This is a genomic window from Rhodococcus sp. PSi06, assembly GCF_054960675.1.
On sequence record NZ_JBHNYO010000019.1, the window covers coordinates 1 to 15,213 of the forward strand.

Consider the following 15,213-nt stretch of genomic DNA (forward strand, 5'->3'; position numbering starts at 1 on the left):
CTGGTGTGGAGAACCAAACGCTACGGCCCGGCGCTGGTGATGCTGGCGACCGTCGGCTCGGCATCGATGCTGTGCACGATCGTGAAACTGGTCGTCGGACGCGAGCGGCCGCCGCAGTCGATCCAGCTGATGCTCGAAACCGATTTCTCCTTCCCGTCGGGTCACGTCACCGGGACCGCTGCCCTGGCGATGATGCTCGCCCTCCTCGCAGGCACGCGGCGATCGAGGGCGGTACGGACACTGTTCCTCGGAATCGCCGTCGCGATCGCCGTTGCCGTTGCGTGCACACGGATCTATCTCGGTGTCCACTGGCTCACCGACGTTGTCGCCGGCGCGCTCCTCGCAGCCTGCGCAGTCACCCTCGGCAGCTACGCACTGCACCGGCTCGACACAGGCGGCGGCGCCACCGATGCGACGCCACCTCGCCTGCTCATGAACAGGATCTCGCTGTGACGTCGGGATTGACCGGCGGCGTCCTCGACCCGGGCACGCTCGTCGCGACATTCGGGTTGATCGGGCTGCTCGTCGCCTTGTTCGTCGAGACAGGTCTGCTGATCGGGTTCTTTCTCCCCGGCGACTCTCTGCTCTTCACCGCCGGAGTGCTCGTGGCGCAGGTCGACCCATTCGTTCCATTGTGGGTGATCCTGGTGTCCGCGCCGATTTCAGCCGTACTCGGCGATCAATGTGGCTACCTGATCGGCCGCGCCGCCGGCCCTGCTGTCTTCGATCGACCCGGTGCCAAACGGCTCGGCCCTGCGCAACTCGCCCGCGCGCAGTCGTTCTTCGACACCTACGGTGCACGCACTGTCGTACTCGCAAGGTTCGTGCCCGTCGTCCGGACACTCGCACCCGTCATGGCCGGCGCGTCGGGCATGAGATACCGAACGTTCCTCGTCTACAACATCATCGGAGGGATCGTCTGGGGTGTCGGCGTACCGATGCTCGGCTACCTACTCGGTGGAATCCCGTTCGTGCGCAACCACATCGAGGTCATTCTCATCGGGGTTGTCGTCCTGTCGATACTCCCGATCGCCGTCAACTACCTGCGCTCCCGTTCCAGAGCACGCAGAACAACACCTCGGCACGGGCACCGCCCCGACCCGGATGCGGGCGTTCACCGACCCACACTGAACGAAGGATGACCGCGCACCTCGACAGACCGGGCCGACTCGAGCACCGTTGTTGGTGGACATGTCCGCCGTCGAACGTCCTCGATCTACACCTGCTGCCCCGACGTCCAACAGAAAAGTGACACTCATGACCTCGCTCGACATAGCTGTACTCGGGGCTGTTGCCGGGTTCACCATTTTCCTCGGATTGCCGCTGGGTCGGTTGCGTAACGTGCCGGTAGAGGTGCGGGCATTGCTCAACGCCGTCGCAACCGGCGTGCTGGTATTCCTACTGTGGGATGTTCTGGCACACGCCGCCGAGCCGGTGGAGGCGGCGTTGACCGCCGCTGCGGTGGACGGCACGGGGAGCTGGTGGCGGTTCGGCGGCCTCGCCGTCGTCGTCGCCGCAGGCGTCACGGTCGGGCTGATGGCCCTGGTCTATTACGAACGGTGGATGTCTCGGCCTCGAACTGCCCTGCACGAGCGTGTGCCAGGTCCGGGGGCCGCTGCACTCACCGAGATGACCGATCGACATCTCGATGGGGTGAGTGCTGCCCGTCGATTGGCGCTGCTGATCGCCGTCGGTATCGGTTTGCACAACTTTTCGGAAGGTCTGGCGATCGGGCAGTCCGCTGCCAGCGGGGACATCAGTCTTGCGGTGTTACTCATCGTCGGCTTCGGTCTGCACAACGCGACAGAAGGATTCGGGATCGTAGCGCCGATGGCCGGTCAGTCCAACCGTCCGAGTTGGCCGTTCCTCGCCGCACTCGGATTGATCGGCGGCGGACCGACTCTCGTCGGAACTCTGATCGGACAGTCCTTCGTCAACGACGCCGTCTCCGTCGGATTCCTCGGACTCGCAGCAGGGTCGATTCTGTACGTCGTGATCCAGTTGCTCGCTATTGCGCGCACCCTTGGCCACCGTGAGCTGACCTGCTGGGGCCTGTTGCTGGGACTGTTTCTCGGGTTTGCCACCGACTTCGTCATCGTCGCGGCCGGAGCGTGACCGCCCCACCGGCCCCACGGAGGGCACCTACGCTTGGTGTAAGCCGACGGGAGGGACCGAGTTGTGACAGTGTCGTGACACCGCACGAAACCGAAGCGTCACCTCAAGCCCCTGACCTGCATAGATGCAAATGGATCCGAGAGAAATGACGCAAATCAGCGGATCTGAAATCCGCTGTCTCGGCTGTCCACTCAAATCCGTGGAAGACCGCGCAAGTCCACGCTACCACCGAAAAGCACTGTCCCGGTGCAGAAATCTGGATCCATATGGACTCTGGTGCCCCCAGTCGGACTCGAACCGACACTGTGCGAATTTTAAGTCCGCTGCCTCTGCCAATTGGGCTATAGGGGCCACCGCTGGAGGTTCGCTCCAGCGGTGACGATCATATCGGGCTGCTACTGGGCGGGGATGACCGGCGGCACGAAGTCGAAGGTCATGCCGAGGAGCCACACGAGCAGCAGGACCACCGGGAAGTGAAAAATGAACTGCAGGAACGTGAATCCGATGAGATCTCGTGCTCGCAGCCCCAGAACGGCCAGCAGCGGCAGCATGAAGAACGGGTTGATCAGGTTCGGCAGCGCCTCGGCGACGTTGTAGATCTGGACGGTCCAGCCCAGGTTCATCTGCACGTCCGTCGCCGACTGCATCACGTACGGCGCTTCGACCAGCCATTTGCCGCCGCCGGAGGGGACGAACAAGCCCAATACGACGGTGTAGATCGCGATGACCACAGCGAATCCGCCGCCGCTGCCGATGTCGGTGAAGAAGTTGGCGAGATGCTCGGAGATCGTGACGCCTCCCCTGCCCTCCGCTTTGGTCAGCATGGCGGCCATCGCGGCGTACAGCGGAAACTGCACCAGGATGCCTGCAGTGGCGGGGACTGCCTTGCTGACCGAATCGAGGAAGCGCCGCGGGGTGCCGTGCAACACGAGCCCGAGCATCAGGAACACCAGCAGGTACCCGTTCAGGCTACTGACCACGGACAGCACCGGCAGTGTCAACAACTGAGACACAAGCCATCCCAGCGTCATTGCGCCCACAAAGAGCGGAAGAATGCGACTGTATTCGAGCCACTCCCCCGGTCGACTACGCGGAGCAGGCTCCGACACAGTGTCGTCGAGATCGACATCCATGTCGGCGGCAGTCTTGATCGCTGCACCCTTGGGGGCAGACACGTGGGCGATGACGACTGTCAGCACGATGATGATCGCGCACATCAGCAACGACTGCCACGTAAAGATGGTCGTTCCGAAATCGAGTACACCGGTGACCGAAAGAAGTGTCGCCGGAAGCGATTTCGCAGTAGCTTGGAGCTGAGCAGCCGAGGACGACATTCCCAGCGCCCAGACGGCTCCCAGTCCCATGAATGCCGCAGCCCCGAGTGCTCGGTAGTCGGTTCGCAGATCATCACGGCGCGCGATGGCTCGGGCCAGCAGACCGGCGAACACCAAGCTCAAGCCCCAGTTGAGGAACGAGACCGAGCAAGACAGCAGCGCAACGAAACTGACTGCGCTACTGGAACTCTTGGGCACCTGCGCCAATCGGGTGATCAATCTGGCGACCGGCGGCGAAGTGGCCACGACGTAGCCGGTGAGAACGACCATCGCCATCTGCAGCGTGAAGGCAGTCAAGTCCCAGAACCCGTTACCGAATGCGTCGACCACATTCTGTGGAGACGAGCCGTTGGCAAAGGCAGCAACGGCAACGACCACCACGCCGACGAGAGCGAAGATGTACGCGTCGGGAAACCACTTCTCGGTTCCCTTGGCGAGCGCTTGCGCTACGCGCGCCAGACCTTTCTCGGCCGGGGCCTGCTCGGCGGGTGCCTGCTCGGCGGGTGACGTCATCGGTGGTCCTCACCTCGAAGGGAGCCGTGACGTGGGCCACAGCACCTGTAAGGCTTCACCGAAAGGTGTAGCGATGCAACCTACATCGCCGCAGACCGCATCTGCAGAATTGCAGATCAGATCTTGATCGACATCGCGATGCCGTCGAGGATGTCGTGCTCACTGACCGTCAACGAGCTCACGGCACCGCGTCGCTCGAACTCTTCGGCGAGCACGCTGCATACGATTGCTCCGCCGCCGATGACGTCGACCCGTCCGGGGTGCATGGGGCCCAATGCACTTCGCTGCGTGTGGGTCATGCCGATGAGTCGCTCGCACACCTCGAAGAGCTGATCGAACGGCACCCGCGAGAGGTGCACCGCGTCCGCGTCGTACTCGGGTAGTTCCTTGGCGATGGCCGCGATGGTCGTCATCGTGCCGGCGACACCCACCCAGCTCGACGCGTCGCCGATCGACACGTCCTCGAACGCCTCCGCCAACTTCTCGCGGGCGTACTCACGCGCACCGTTGATCTCGTCTGCGGTGGGAGGATCCGAATGCAGGAACCGCTCGGTCAACCGGACGCAGCCGATGTTCGCCGAGAACGCTGCCTTCACGCCTTTGGCATCGCCCAGTACCAGCTCGGTGGAACCGCCACCCAGATCGACGACCAGGAAAGGCCCTGCAGCAGAGTCGAGTTCACCGACCGCACCGGCGAAGGACAGCCGCGCTTCTTCGTCGCCGGTGATCACCTCGGCCTCGGCCCCGGGAATGACCTTGCCGAGTACCTCACGCACCATCGAGAAGAAGTCCTCTCGATTGGATGCGTCACGGGTGGCGGAGGTGGCGACCATGCGCACCGCGGTGGCTCCGGTCTTGCGAATGATCTCCGCGTACTCCACCAACGCAACACGGGTGCGCTCGATGGCCTCGGGCACGAAGGCTCCGGTCGCGTCGACGCCTTGCCCGAGCCGCACCACGCGCATCTCACGGGCGACGTCGGCGAGCGACTTGCCGTTGTTGTCGGCGACGAGCAGGCGGATGGAGTTGGTGCCGCAATCGATTGCTGCAACCCTGGTCATGATTTCTCCGCACGTAGTTCATCGATGGTCGGCCAATCGGCCGGAATAGCTTTGCCGCGCAACGAATTCTCGGCTGCCAGCGCAACCGACTCGTCGCCGAGCGGGTTGACGCCCGGGCCCTTGGCCAACGAATGGGCGATCAGCACGTGCAGGCACTTGACCCGATCGGGCATGCCGCCGCCGGTGAAGTCCGTTCCGAGAGATTCGATCTCGTTGCGCTCGGCCAGATAGGACTCGTGCGCACGCAGGTAGGCGGTAGCCAGTTCGGGATCGGTACCGAGACGTTCGGTCATCTCCCGCATGACTCCGGCCGATTCCTGTCGACTGGCCTCGGCCGTGAGCCGCGGGTCGGTCAAATAGAACAGGGTGGGAAACGGCGTACCGTCGGGCAGCTTCGGGGCAGTTTTCACCACACCCGGCCTGCCGTCCGGAGATCGATACGCGATCTCGAGTACGCCACGCGGTTCACGTCCGAGCTGCGATGCGACCGCATCGAGATCTTCCTGCGAGACTGCCGAGGAATTCACCCGACGGGTCCTCCTTCTGGTTCTGGCACCGGCGGGGCCGGAGCGGGTTCTGGCTGTACGACGGGCATCGGTGCCGACGTCGGCTCCGCAGGCTCGTCCGATCCCTGCGGCTGAACCGCGGTGTTCCACAGGTCCGAGTACCACGGCCCCGTCGGTGTGGTGTCGTCTGCGAGTTGCTCCGGGGTCTTTCCGTAGTCGCCGGGCAACTGCACCTGGTACGGCGTTTCCCCCGGCATGACGAATCGCAGGCGCTCACGGGCGTCGGCTGCGATGCGGGATGGCTCGTCGAGCTGAGATTTCTGGGTCTGGAGTGTGCGTACGTCGTTCTCCAGTGCGGCGCGCTCGGCCATCACGGACTCGAGCTCGCTGCGTTGCGAGAAGTAGGTGCGCAGCGGAACCGCGAGAGTCAACGCCAGTGCGCACACCACGACACCGAGGACAACTGCTCGGCCGGTGGACAGACCGAAGAACGTCCGCTCGGGCATTTTGGGCCTACGAACGCCCACTCGCCGGGGAGCGGCTTTCCCGCCGACGACCGCGTCGCGCACCTGCTCCGACGGCTCCGGCGGGGTGGCTTGCCGACCGGAGGCGTCCTCGTCTCGAGAGACGCCCCCGGCCTTCGGCCGACCCGAAGAGGAGGAGCGGCCACGGGGTCGGGGATCACGTCCACCTGGACTGGTCCCGGACCTTCCGCGCCGTGCCATCATTGCTCTCCACTTCGTGCGATACGTGCCTGCGTGCTATCCCTCGTAATTGAACCGGGGGAAAGCCAGCTCGCCGGCGTAACGCGCCGCGTCGCCCAGAGCTTCTTCGATTCGCAGCAACTGGTTGTACTTGGCCACGCGCTCGCTTCGAGCGGGGGCACCGGTCTTGATCTGGCCGCTGCCGACGGCAACTGCCAGGTCAGCGATGGTGGTGTCCTCGGTCTCGCCGGACCGGTGGCTCATCATGGTCTTGTAGCCGTTGCGGTGCGCAAGATCGACTGCGTCGAGCGTCTCGGTCAGCGTGCCGATCTGATTGACCTTGACCAACAGCGCGTTGGCCGCGCCCTTGACGATGCCGTCTTCGAGACGCTCGGGGTTGGTGACGAACAGGTCGTCGCCGACGAGCTGAACCTTGTCGCCGATCGACTCGGTGAGCGCAACCCAGCCGTCCCAGTCGTTCTCGTCGAGCGGATCCTCGATGGAAACCAGCGGGTAGGCGTCGACGAGCTCGCCGTAGAAGGCCGACATCTCCTCGGCGGACTTGGTCTCACGCTCGAAGGCGTAGCCGGTGCCCGCGGTGTAGAACTCGGTGGCTGCCACGTCGAGCGCGAGCGCGACGTCCTGGCCGGGCTTGAGGCCGGTCTTACCGATGGCCTCGAGGATCAGGTCGAGAGCTGCCTTGGTGCCGGCGAGATCGGGAGCGAAGCCGCCCTCATCACCGAGTCCGGTGGACAGGCCCTTGGCCTTGAGCACCGACTTCAGTGAGTGGTAGACCTCGGCACCCCAACGCAGCGACTCCTTGAAGTTGGCCGCGCCGATCGGAGCGATCATGAATTCCTGCACGTCGACGCCACTGTCTGCGTGTGCGCCGCCGTTGATGATGTTCATCATCGGCACGGGGAGGATGTGTGCGTTCGGGCCGCCGAGGTAGCGGAAGAGCTCGAGTCCGGTGGACTCCGCAGCGGCCTTCGCGACAGCGAGCGACACACCCAGCAGGGAGTTCGCGCCGAGACGAGACTTGTCGGGGGTGCCGTCGAGATCCAGCAGAGCCTGGTCGACCGTGCGCTGCTCGATGGCGTCGAGGCCGATGACCGCGGGTGCGATCTCGTCGAGCACCGCGTTCACGGCCTTCTCGACGCCCTTGCCGCCGTAGCGGTCTCCGCCGTCACGAAGCTCGACGGCCTCGTGCTCACCGGTGGATGCGCCGGAGGGGACGGCTGCACGGGTCAACGTCCCGTCGTCCAATGCGACCTCGACCTCAACCGTGGGGTTGCCACGGGAATCGAGGATCTCGCGAGCTCCGACCTGCTCAATGATGGCCACGAATGCTTCTCCTAGTAACGGGGACCGGCGGACTGTGCCGGGTGCAAGACTAGCCGCTCCCCCGGCCACCCCGCGATGCACGGAGTTCTACGGCCTGGTGCCCACCGAGTACGCGGCTGCTCGATCGCGCACGTCGCGGAGATACTGACCTGAGAGGTTGTAGGCCATCAACGCACTCTCCCATCCCCGAGCCGTACGCAGATCACCGCCGCGGGCGCAGAGATAACGCGCTGCCGTCAGAGCAGCGTCGTCGATGTTGTCCGGATCTGCGATGCCGTCGCCGTTGGCGTCGACTCCCCACTTCTTCCACGTCTCCGGGATGAACTGCATCGGTCCCATCGCACGATCGAACTCGGCATCGCCGTCCATCGCCCCGCCGTCGGTGTCCGGGATCTCGGCGACTCCCGGTCCGCCGTCGAGCGGAATGCCGCGAATCGGCGGCGTGACGAGACCGTCCGGTTGTACGGAAGATCCCTGGTAGGTGCCGTGCCGACTCTCGATGTAGCCGATACCTGCCAGCGTCGTCCACGCAATTCCGCAGTCCGCATCCGTCTCGGCCATGATCGCGGCGGCGTGCCCGTACGACGCGAGAGCCGTCACCGATATGCCCAACGCTTCGGTCTGCGGTTCGGCCCAGGCAATGAGCAGATCAGCCGTCCGGCCGGGGGCATTGAAGTCGATGATCGGCACTTCGGTTCCCGGGCCCGGCGGGATTCCTTCCGGGATCTCGCGTTGAGGCTCGCCCGCGCTGCACGCCGTGACGGCAAGGAGGACCGACGCGGTGGCGAGCACGCAGATTCGTGAGATCACCTCACCATCCTGCACACGGAAGGTAATAGAAAGCTAAAGGCCGATAAAATCCCTGCTCTCCGTGCATTCTCCCCGGGTTGCAGGGTGTATGTTTCTGTCAACCTTCACGCATGAGGGTCGCCTACCCTTCGCGAGGCAAGGCGTACCAATGTTCGATGCAACAGGAGCACCATCCGTGTCCGTACTGGCTGCCGCAGGATCTGCGCCATCGATCGCCACCCAGATGTTCGGCAGCGGTCTGATCGGTCTCCGCGAGGGGCTCGAAACGGGAATCGTCGTCATGATTCTCGTGGCGTTCCTCGTCAAAGCGCATCGGCGCGACGCTTTGAAATGGGTGTGGCTGGGAGTGGGCCTCGCCGTCGCCATGGTTGCGGCGATCTTCTTCGTCATCCACTACGGCACCTCCACGGTCACCGGACTGACCGCCGAAATCATCGCGGGCGCGGCCTCACTGGTCGCCGTGCTCATCGTGACCGCCATGGTGCTCTGGATGCGCACCGCCGCGAAGAACATCTCCGGCGAACTGCGGGCGAACATGGAGAAAGCACTGACCGTCGGTCCTGCTGCAGTGCTCACGCTCTCGTTCTTCGCCGTCGGACGTGAAGGCGTCGAGACCGCACTGCTCATGGTCGGCTACGCCGAGAACACCAACGGCAGCCTCTGGCCGCTGCTCGGTCTCCTGCTCGGCATCGTCGTCGCCGCAATATTGACGGTGTTCCTGTACTTCGGTGCCGTCCGCATCAACTTCGCCGTGTTCTTCAAGTACACCGGCATCTTCCTCATCGTGGTTGCCGCCGGAATCCTCGCCTACGGCATCCGAGCGCTGCAGATCGGCGGAGTTCTGCCCGGCGGCAGCGCTGTCGCCTTCGACATCAGCGCTCACTTCGACGCCTCGAGTTGGTACGGCACCGTGCTCGGCGGCATCTTCAACTTCCGCCCCGAACCCACTGTGTTCCAAGCGATCGCCTGGGTGCTCTACATCGTCGTCGTGTTGTTCCTCTTCCTCCGCCCGGTCCGCGTTCCCGCGGCTCCCGAGCCCGTACTGCAGAACTCCTGAAAGGCACCACCATCATGCGTCGTTCCACCTACGCTCTGGCCGCGGTCGCGGTTCTGCCCGTAGTACTTGCCGGATGCACCGAGAAGTCCTCCACCGAGGCCGCTGCGGGCGATATCGCCGTCACCGCAACCGAGTCCTCCTGCGACGTGAGCGCAACCGAGGGCACCACCGGTAACTCGACCTTCCAGATCACCAACAACGGCAGCAAGGTCACCGAGTTCTACGTCTACGGCGAGGGCGACCGCGTCATGGGTGAGGTCGAGAACATCGGCCCCGGCCTGACGCGTCAGCTCATCGTCGCGCTGCCCGACCCCGGCATCTACCAAACTGCTTGCAAGGCAGGCATGGTGGGCGACGGCATCCGCGCCGACTACGTCGTCACCGGCGACTCTGTCCGCACCGCGGGTGAGGACGGGCTCCTCACCGAGGCCGCGTCCGGCTACAAGCGGTACGTCGTCAGCCAGATCGACGCATTGCAGGAGACCACGGCATCGTTCGTCGCCGCCGTCAAGAGCGGCGACGTCGCCGCCGCCAAGACCCAGTTTCCCATCGCGCGTAGCTATTACGAGCGCATCGAGCCCGTGGCCGAGAGCTTCCCCGACGATCTAGATCCGCGCATCGACCTGCGTGAGCCCGACGTCGAGCCCGGTGCCGAGTGGACCGGATTCCACCGCATCGAGAAAGACCTGTGGGCGCAGGGATTGCAGCCGGACACCAATGCGATGGCCGATCAGCTCGAGGCCGACATCACCGAACTCGCAGACAAGATCAAGGCCGACGATTTCACCATCGACCCCATCCAGGTTGCCGGTGGCGCACAGGGATTGCTCGACGAGGTCGCCAAGACCAAGATCAGCGGTGAAGAGGACTTCTTCTCGCACACCGACCTGTGGGATTTTCAGGCCAACGTCGACGGCTCGCAGGCAGCCATCGCCGCAGTGCGTCCCATCCTCGACGAGCGCAACGCCGAATTGGGCACCGCGATCGACGCACGCTTCGCAGAACTCGACGCCGAACTCGCCAAGTACCGCAGCGGCGACGGCTTCGTCTTCTACGACACCGTCACCGAACCCCAGCGCCAGGAACTCTCGAACAAGATCGACGCGTTGTCCGCCGAAGTGAGTCAGGTGCAGGGTGTCGTTGCCGGACAGTAAGACCGGGCACTTCTCCCGGCGGCGCCTCTTCGGTGCCGTCGGGACCGGTGCTGCACTCGTCGGAGCCGGAGCCCTGGCGGGGCATGCGACCGCCTCCGGAGCCGAGGCCCCCGCGTCGGACGTCGTCGAATTTCGCGGCGACCACCAAGCCGGGATCGTCACCCCGGCGCAGGATCGTATGCACTTCGTCGCATTCGACATCACCACCGACTCTCGCGACGATTTCATTGCGCTGCTGAAGAAGTGGACGCTGATGGCCGAGCGACTCACCAAGGGTGAGGAGACGTTCGACGGTGGCGCGGTCGACGGTGGTCAGTACAACCCGCCGTCGGATACCGGCGAAGCACTCGGCCTGGCGGCGTCGTCGCTGACGTTGACGATCGGATTCGGTCCGTCGATGTTCGACCGATTCGATCTGGCCGCGAAAAAGCCTGCATCGCTTGCCGATCTACAGCATTTTCCGGCCGACAACCTCGATCCTCGACGCTCCGGCGGCGACCTCTGCATCCAGGCCTGCGCCGACGATCCCCAGGTGGCCGTCCACGCGATTCGCAATCTCGCTCGCGTCGGGTTCGGCACTGTCTCGGTGAAATGGTCGCAACTGGGCTTCGGACGCACGTCGTCCACCTCGACCACCCAGGCAACACCGCGAAACCTGTTCGGTTTCAAGGACGGAACGGCCAACCTCAAGGCCGAGGATCCGTCGATGCTGGACGAGAACGTGTGGGTTGCTTCCGATGACGATCAGGACTGGATGGCCGGCGGTTCCTACCTCGTGGCACGCCGCATCCGCATGCTCATCGAATCGTGGGACCGCACCACGCTGAAAGAACAAGAGCGAGTGATCGGGCGCAGCAAGGGAACCGGCGCACCGCTCGGCCAGAAGGACGAATTCGACGCACTCGATTTCGAGTCACAGGGCCCCGAAGGCACCTTCATCGACAAGACCGCACACGTGCGTCTGGCGTCGAAAGAAAACCTCGGCGGCGTTCAACTCCTACGTCGGGGATACAACTTCACCGACGGCTCCGACGGCTTCGGACACCTCGACGCCGGACTGTTCTTCATCGCCTACTGCCGCGATCCGCTGACCCAATTCGTCCCGATGCAATTGGCACTGTCCCGCAAGGACGCACTGAACGAATACATCCAACACGTCGGCTCTGCGGTGTTCGCCTGCCCACCCGGCGTCGGAGAATCCGAATACTGGGGTTCGACCCTGTTCGAGTAGGCCCGCCCGACCACCCCCGCCCGCGTCAATGGAGCGCCCCCCTGGTTGGGATCAATGCGCCTCTGTTGCACTCTGACCGACTGAAACCCACATTGATCCCGAACCGAGGGACGAGGGCGGTTGTCTGGACGCAAGCTGGTCGGCCCCGAGTCCAGCCGAGAACACCACACTTTCAGAATGTCAACTTTCGAGTGAAGGTCACAAATTCCGTTATTTGACAACAATTTTCGGAAGTTTTTCGAGTTTGACAGAATTGCGCGGTCTGCTTAAGTTCTAGCGGTTCGGATTCGTCGCCGACTGCTTCTCGAAGGGATTCATGCCCCTCCCCCAGACTGCCGATACTCACGCGACCTACCTCGTCGATCGTCACATGTTTGCCCTGTGGACCTGGACGTCCGGCACAGTCGGAGCTCCACCGCCCGTCGGCGATGCCCAGATCATCCCGCTGGTGGTTCCGACATCGGACCTTTCCGGTTTCGAGGTATCCGACGTCGCCTGCGCACTCATCGAGTCCAATCGACTGGCCGACGTCGCCGTCGACTCTCCCGGTTCCACGGTCGATGTGTGGCGGACGCTCCTGGCGGGCGGCGATTGTGCCGTGCCGATCGCCGGTCATGCGATTCCCGACGCCACCGGTAGAGCGGTGACGTCGGCACAGCACGCCGTAGCCGTTTTTCGTCGTACGACGGCCGCTGCCGCCGAACTGCACACCGCGCTGGACGCCGAACTTCGGCCCTACCAGGTGCGCGGCGTGAGTTGGCTCCGGGAGACCGTCGCAGCACACGGCGGTGCGGTCCTCGCCGACGAGATGGGGCTCGGCAAGACGCTGCAGGCGATCGGCTACCTCGTCGGGCGCGCGGACGAGGGCCCACAGGTGGTGGTGAGCCCCACGTCCTTGGTCGGAAACTGGGCACACGAGATCGCTCGATTCGCACCGGACCTGTCCGCGGTGATCTGGCGCGGCGGGCCTGTGCCGGACGTGGGCGAGAGAACGATAGTCCTCACCGGCTATCCGACGTTGCGCATGCACGGTACACAACTCGCTGATCATCGTTGGGCTACAGCAGTGTTCGACGAGGCCCAGGTGCTCAAGAATCCGCGCACCCAGATCGCGAAGGCCGCACGAGTCATCGATTCCGACGCGACCATTGCGATGACCGGGACGCCCGTCGAGAATCATCTCGAGGAATTCTGGGCGTTGCTCAATCTCGTCGCACCACACTTGTTCGGGAACAAGACGCAGTTCCGGCGTCGATTCATCAAGCCGATAGCGGACGGATCCGGTGCCGCCGCTGTTCGGCTACGCGCGGCCACCGAACCGGTTGTCCTGATGCGAAAGAAGTCTCAGGTCGCCGGATCTCTTCCGCCGAAGATCCACGCCGATCTGATCTGCGATCTCACCGAGGAACAGCAGCGGCTGTACGACCGAGTCCTCGATCAAGCGATCGACGACGGTTTCGGTGATGGCGTACAGCGCCAGGCCCGAGTGCTGGCGGCGCTGACAGCTCTCAAACAGGTCTGCAATCACCCGGCCCTGATCACCGGTGATACCGAAGAGCTGTCCGGGCGGTCGGGCAAACTCGATCTGTGCACCGACATCGTGGCCAACAATCTCGACACCGATTCGCCCACACTGATTTTCACCCAATACAGGAAAACCGGCGAGCTTCTCGTCCGGCACTTCGATGAGCAGTTCGAGAAGTCGGTACCGTTCTTCCACGGTGGATTGAATCAGGAACAACGTGCGGAGATGGTCCGTCGCTTCCAGACCGACGACGGACCGGGGGTGCTGATCCTCAGCCTGAAAGCCGGCGGCACCGGACTCACACTGACTCGCGCGGCCGACGTCATTCATTTCGACCGGTGGTGGAATCCAGCCGCCGAGGCGCAGGCCTCGGATCGAGTCCATCGCATCGGGCAGACCCGCACCGTCACCATCACCACGCTGACCACCGACACCACCATCGAGGAGCACATCGCAGCCATGCACTCGCGGAAATCGACGCTGTCCGATGTCGCCGACATGTCCGGCGTTGCCGAACTGGCCAAAATGAACGACGACCGACTCGTCGAAACCCTGCGCCGCAAGCGAACTCGCTGACATGGCAGACGACGACTTCGGCTACACAGCATGGGGCCGCGATTGGGTCCGGCTCGCCCAGCCGCTGCGGGTGACCCGCCCCGACCCACGGCTGCCGCGCGCCCGCGCGCTCGCCAAGGGCGGAAAAGTGGAGGTGACGATCGGTGCCGGCAGTATCCGAGGAACCGTCGCACACGGGCGTACAACTCCCGAGGTGTCGATCGACGTGGCACCGATTTCCGAACTGGCTTCGAGCACCATCGGAGTCCATTCTCGGACCGTGCTCACCGACGAGATGTACCGCGCCTGCACCGAACTGGGTCATTCACCCGTACCGGTGCTGACCCGTGTCGAGTGCACGTGCCCCGACAACTCCGGTCGATGTATTCATGTCCTCGCCGTCTTCTACTACATGGCACGGCGTATCGACGACGAGCCACGCCTCGCCCTCGATGTCCTCACCACGTCCGACAGCGGCGACGAATCCGCGGCAGTCCCGCAGCGGTGGACTGCACTCGACGCGCTCGATCCGGCCGAGTACTTCGCAGTTCGATAATCGACGACATGAGACATCGGACTGATTCCATGCAGCGATGAGTTTGCGCTTACGGTTCGGTCTACACGTCGTACATCGTCGTCATCGATACAGGGAGCACACATGGCACAGCTCGTTCGGGTACAGAACTTCACCATCTCGAGCGATGGGGTTGCTGCGGGGACCGACCAGAGCCTCGAGAACCCATTCGGGCTCGATCATCTGGCACTGATGAAGTGGTTCTTCGGCACCGCCAGCTTTCCTGGAAACGCCGGTTCGAGCGGTAACCGCGGTCTCGACGACTACTTCGCCCGCGACTTCGCCAACAACATCGGTGCCGAAATCATGGGCCGACACAAGTTCGGACCACAACGCGGACCGTGGGCCGACCATGAATGGCAGGGCTGGTGGGGCGAGGAGCCGCCGTTCCACACTCCCGTCTTCGTACTCACCCACCACCAGCGGCCATCGATCACCCTGTCCGACACAACATTCCACTTCGTCGACGGTGAACCCGCCGAGGTGCTGAAGCAAGCAAAGAATGCAGCCGACGGCAAGGACGTGCGCCTCGGCGGTGGCGTCACCAGCATTCGAGAATTCCTCGACGCCGATCTCGTCGACACCATGCACATCGCTGTCGCGCCCATCGAGTTCGGTTCCGGCCTGAAGCTGTGGGATTCGCCCGACGAGTTGAACGACAGATTCGAGCACGAGACCGTCCCCAGCACCAGTGGTGTGACTCATCACCTGTTCTGGCGCAAGTAGCAGC

15 protein-coding genes and 1 tRNA gene are annotated in these 15,213 nt (G+C 63.9%); 9 read left to right on the plus strand and 7 right to left on the minus strand.

Annotated elements, in window-relative coordinates; translation table 11 throughout:
* The 3 genes from ACFI9K_RS21935 to ACFI9K_RS21945 all read left to right on the plus strand — a co-directional run.
* The coding region (locus tag ACFI9K_RS21935; protein ID WP_462665461.1) for a phosphatase PAP2 family protein at window positions 1–453 on the plus strand (453 nt) is incomplete at its 5' end.
* The gene (locus ACFI9K_RS21940) at window positions 450–1,142 is read left to right on the plus strand and encodes a DedA family protein (RefSeq protein ID WP_462665462.1); all 693 of its coding nucleotides are present in this window, start codon (window positions 450–452) and stop codon (window positions 1,140–1,142) included. The genes ACFI9K_RS21935 and ACFI9K_RS21940, both read left to right, overlap by 4 nt.
* Window positions 1,143–1,257: 115 nt before the next feature.
* Window positions 1,258–2,115 carry a ZIP family metal transporter gene (locus ACFI9K_RS21945; protein WP_462665463.1) on the plus strand — a complete coding sequence of 286 codons (858 nt, stop codon included), beginning with the start codon at window positions 1,258–1,260 and terminating at the stop codon, window positions 2,113–2,115.
* A 274-nt stretch (window positions 2,116–2,389) separates the two neighbouring features.
* Here ACFI9K_RS21945 and ACFI9K_RS21950 read toward each other — a convergent pair.
* The 7 genes from ACFI9K_RS21950 to ACFI9K_RS21980 form a co-directional block, all read right to left on the minus strand.
* A tRNA-Leu gene (locus ACFI9K_RS21950) sits at window positions 2,390–2,466 on the minus strand.
* Window positions 2,467–2,510: 44 nt separating this feature from the next.
* Window positions 2,511–3,962, minus strand: coding sequence for a short-chain fatty acid transporter (locus ACFI9K_RS21955; RefSeq protein WP_462665464.1), 1,452 nt, complete (start codon window positions 3,960–3,962; stop codon window positions 2,511–2,513).
* Between the two features lie 116 nt (window positions 3,963–4,078).
* Window positions 4,079–5,023, minus strand: coding sequence for a Ppx/GppA phosphatase family protein (locus tag ACFI9K_RS21960; protein WP_032391668.1), 945 nt, complete (start codon window positions 5,021–5,023; stop codon window positions 4,079–4,081).
* Window positions 5,020–5,550: a DUF501 domain-containing protein gene (locus ACFI9K_RS21965; protein WP_462665465.1), complete on the minus strand. Its 531-nt coding sequence runs from the start codon at window positions 5,548–5,550 to the stop codon at window positions 5,020–5,022. The genes ACFI9K_RS21960 and ACFI9K_RS21965 overlap by 4 nt, the downstream gene beginning before the upstream one ends.
* A complete protein-coding gene (locus ACFI9K_RS21970; RefSeq protein WP_462665466.1) occupies window positions 5,547–6,254 on the minus strand; it encodes an FtsB family cell division protein in 708 nt (235 codons plus the stop codon). Before ACFI9K_RS21970 ends, ACFI9K_RS21965 begins: the two co-directional genes overlap by 4 nt.
* Window positions 6,255–6,290: 36 nt before the next feature.
* Entirely contained in the window at window positions 6,291–7,577 is a 1,287-nt protein-coding gene (gene eno / locus ACFI9K_RS21975; protein WP_462665467.1) for a phosphopyruvate hydratase, read from the minus strand.
* Between the two features lie 87 nt (window positions 7,578–7,664).
* Window positions 7,665–8,387 carry a lytic transglycosylase domain-containing protein gene (locus ACFI9K_RS21980; protein ID WP_462665468.1) on the minus strand — a complete coding sequence of 241 codons (723 nt, stop codon included), beginning with the start codon at window positions 8,385–8,387 and terminating at the stop codon, window positions 7,665–7,667.
* Window positions 8,388–8,562: 175 nt separating this feature from the next.
* Here ACFI9K_RS21980 and efeU point away from each other — a divergent pair, with 175 nt between their 5' ends.
* The 6 genes from efeU (at window position 8,563) to ACFI9K_RS22010 (ending at window position 15,209) form a co-directional block, all read left to right on the plus strand.
* Window positions 8,563–9,444: an iron uptake transporter permease EfeU gene (gene efeU / locus ACFI9K_RS21985; protein WP_462665469.1), complete on the plus strand. Its 882-nt coding sequence runs from the start codon at window positions 8,563–8,565 to the stop codon at window positions 9,442–9,444.
* A 14-nt stretch (window positions 9,445–9,458) separates the two neighbouring features.
* Window positions 9,459–10,598, plus strand: a complete 1,140-nt coding sequence (efeO, locus tag ACFI9K_RS21990; RefSeq protein WP_462665470.1) for an iron uptake system protein EfeO — start codon at window positions 9,459–9,461, stop codon at window positions 10,596–10,598.
* On the plus strand, window positions 10,579–11,829 hold the full coding sequence (efeB, locus tag ACFI9K_RS21995) for an iron uptake transporter deferrochelatase/peroxidase subunit (protein WP_462665471.1): 1,251 nt from the start codon (window positions 10,579–10,581) through the stop codon (window positions 11,827–11,829). Before efeO ends, efeB begins: the two co-directional genes overlap by 20 nt.
* A gap of 370 nt (window positions 11,830–12,199) precedes the next feature.
* Entirely contained in the window at window positions 12,200–13,930 is a 1,731-nt protein-coding gene (locus ACFI9K_RS22000; protein ID WP_462665553.1) for a DEAD/DEAH box helicase, read from the plus strand.
* 1 nt (window position 13,931) lies between these two features.
* Window positions 13,932–14,465: an SWIM zinc finger family protein gene (locus ACFI9K_RS22005; protein WP_462665472.1), complete on the plus strand. Its 534-nt coding sequence runs from the start codon at window positions 13,932–13,934 to the stop codon at window positions 14,463–14,465.
* Window positions 14,466–14,567: 102 nt separating this feature from the next.
* Window positions 14,568–15,209 carry a dihydrofolate reductase family protein gene (locus ACFI9K_RS22010; protein WP_462665473.1) on the plus strand — a complete coding sequence of 214 codons (642 nt, stop codon included), beginning with the start codon at window positions 14,568–14,570 and terminating at the stop codon, window positions 15,207–15,209.
* Window positions 15,210–15,213 lie beyond the last annotated feature (4 nt).

Coding starts and splice junctions, on each gene's coding strand:
- ACFI9K_RS21945 (WP_462665463.1), top strand. CDS start 1,258: ATGACCTCGCTCGACATAGCTGTACTCGGGGCTGTTGCCGGGTTCACC.
- ACFI9K_RS21955 (WP_462665464.1), bottom strand. CDS start 3,962: ATGACGTCACCCGCCGAGCAGGCACCCGCCGAGCAGGCCCCGGCCGAG.
- ACFI9K_RS21960 (WP_032391668.1), bottom strand. CDS start 5,023: ATGACCAGGGTTGCAGCAATCGATTGCGGCACCAACTCCATCCGCCTG.
- ACFI9K_RS21970 (WP_462665466.1), bottom strand. CDS start 6,254: ATGGCACGGCGCGGAAGGTCCGGGACCAGTCCAGGTGGACGTGATCCC.
- efeO (WP_462665470.1), top strand. CDS start 9,459: ATGCGTCGTTCCACCTACGCTCTGGCCGCGGTCGCGGTTCTGCCCGTA.
- ACFI9K_RS22000 (WP_462665553.1), top strand. CDS start 12,200: ATGTTTGCCCTGTGGACCTGGACGTCCGGCACAGTCGGAGCTCCACCG.
- ACFI9K_RS22005 (WP_462665472.1), top strand. CDS start 13,932: ATGGCAGACGACGACTTCGGCTACACAGCATGGGGCCGCGATTGGGTC.
- ACFI9K_RS22010 (WP_462665473.1), top strand. CDS start 14,568: ATGGCACAGCTCGTTCGGGTACAGAACTTCACCATCTCGAGCGATGGG.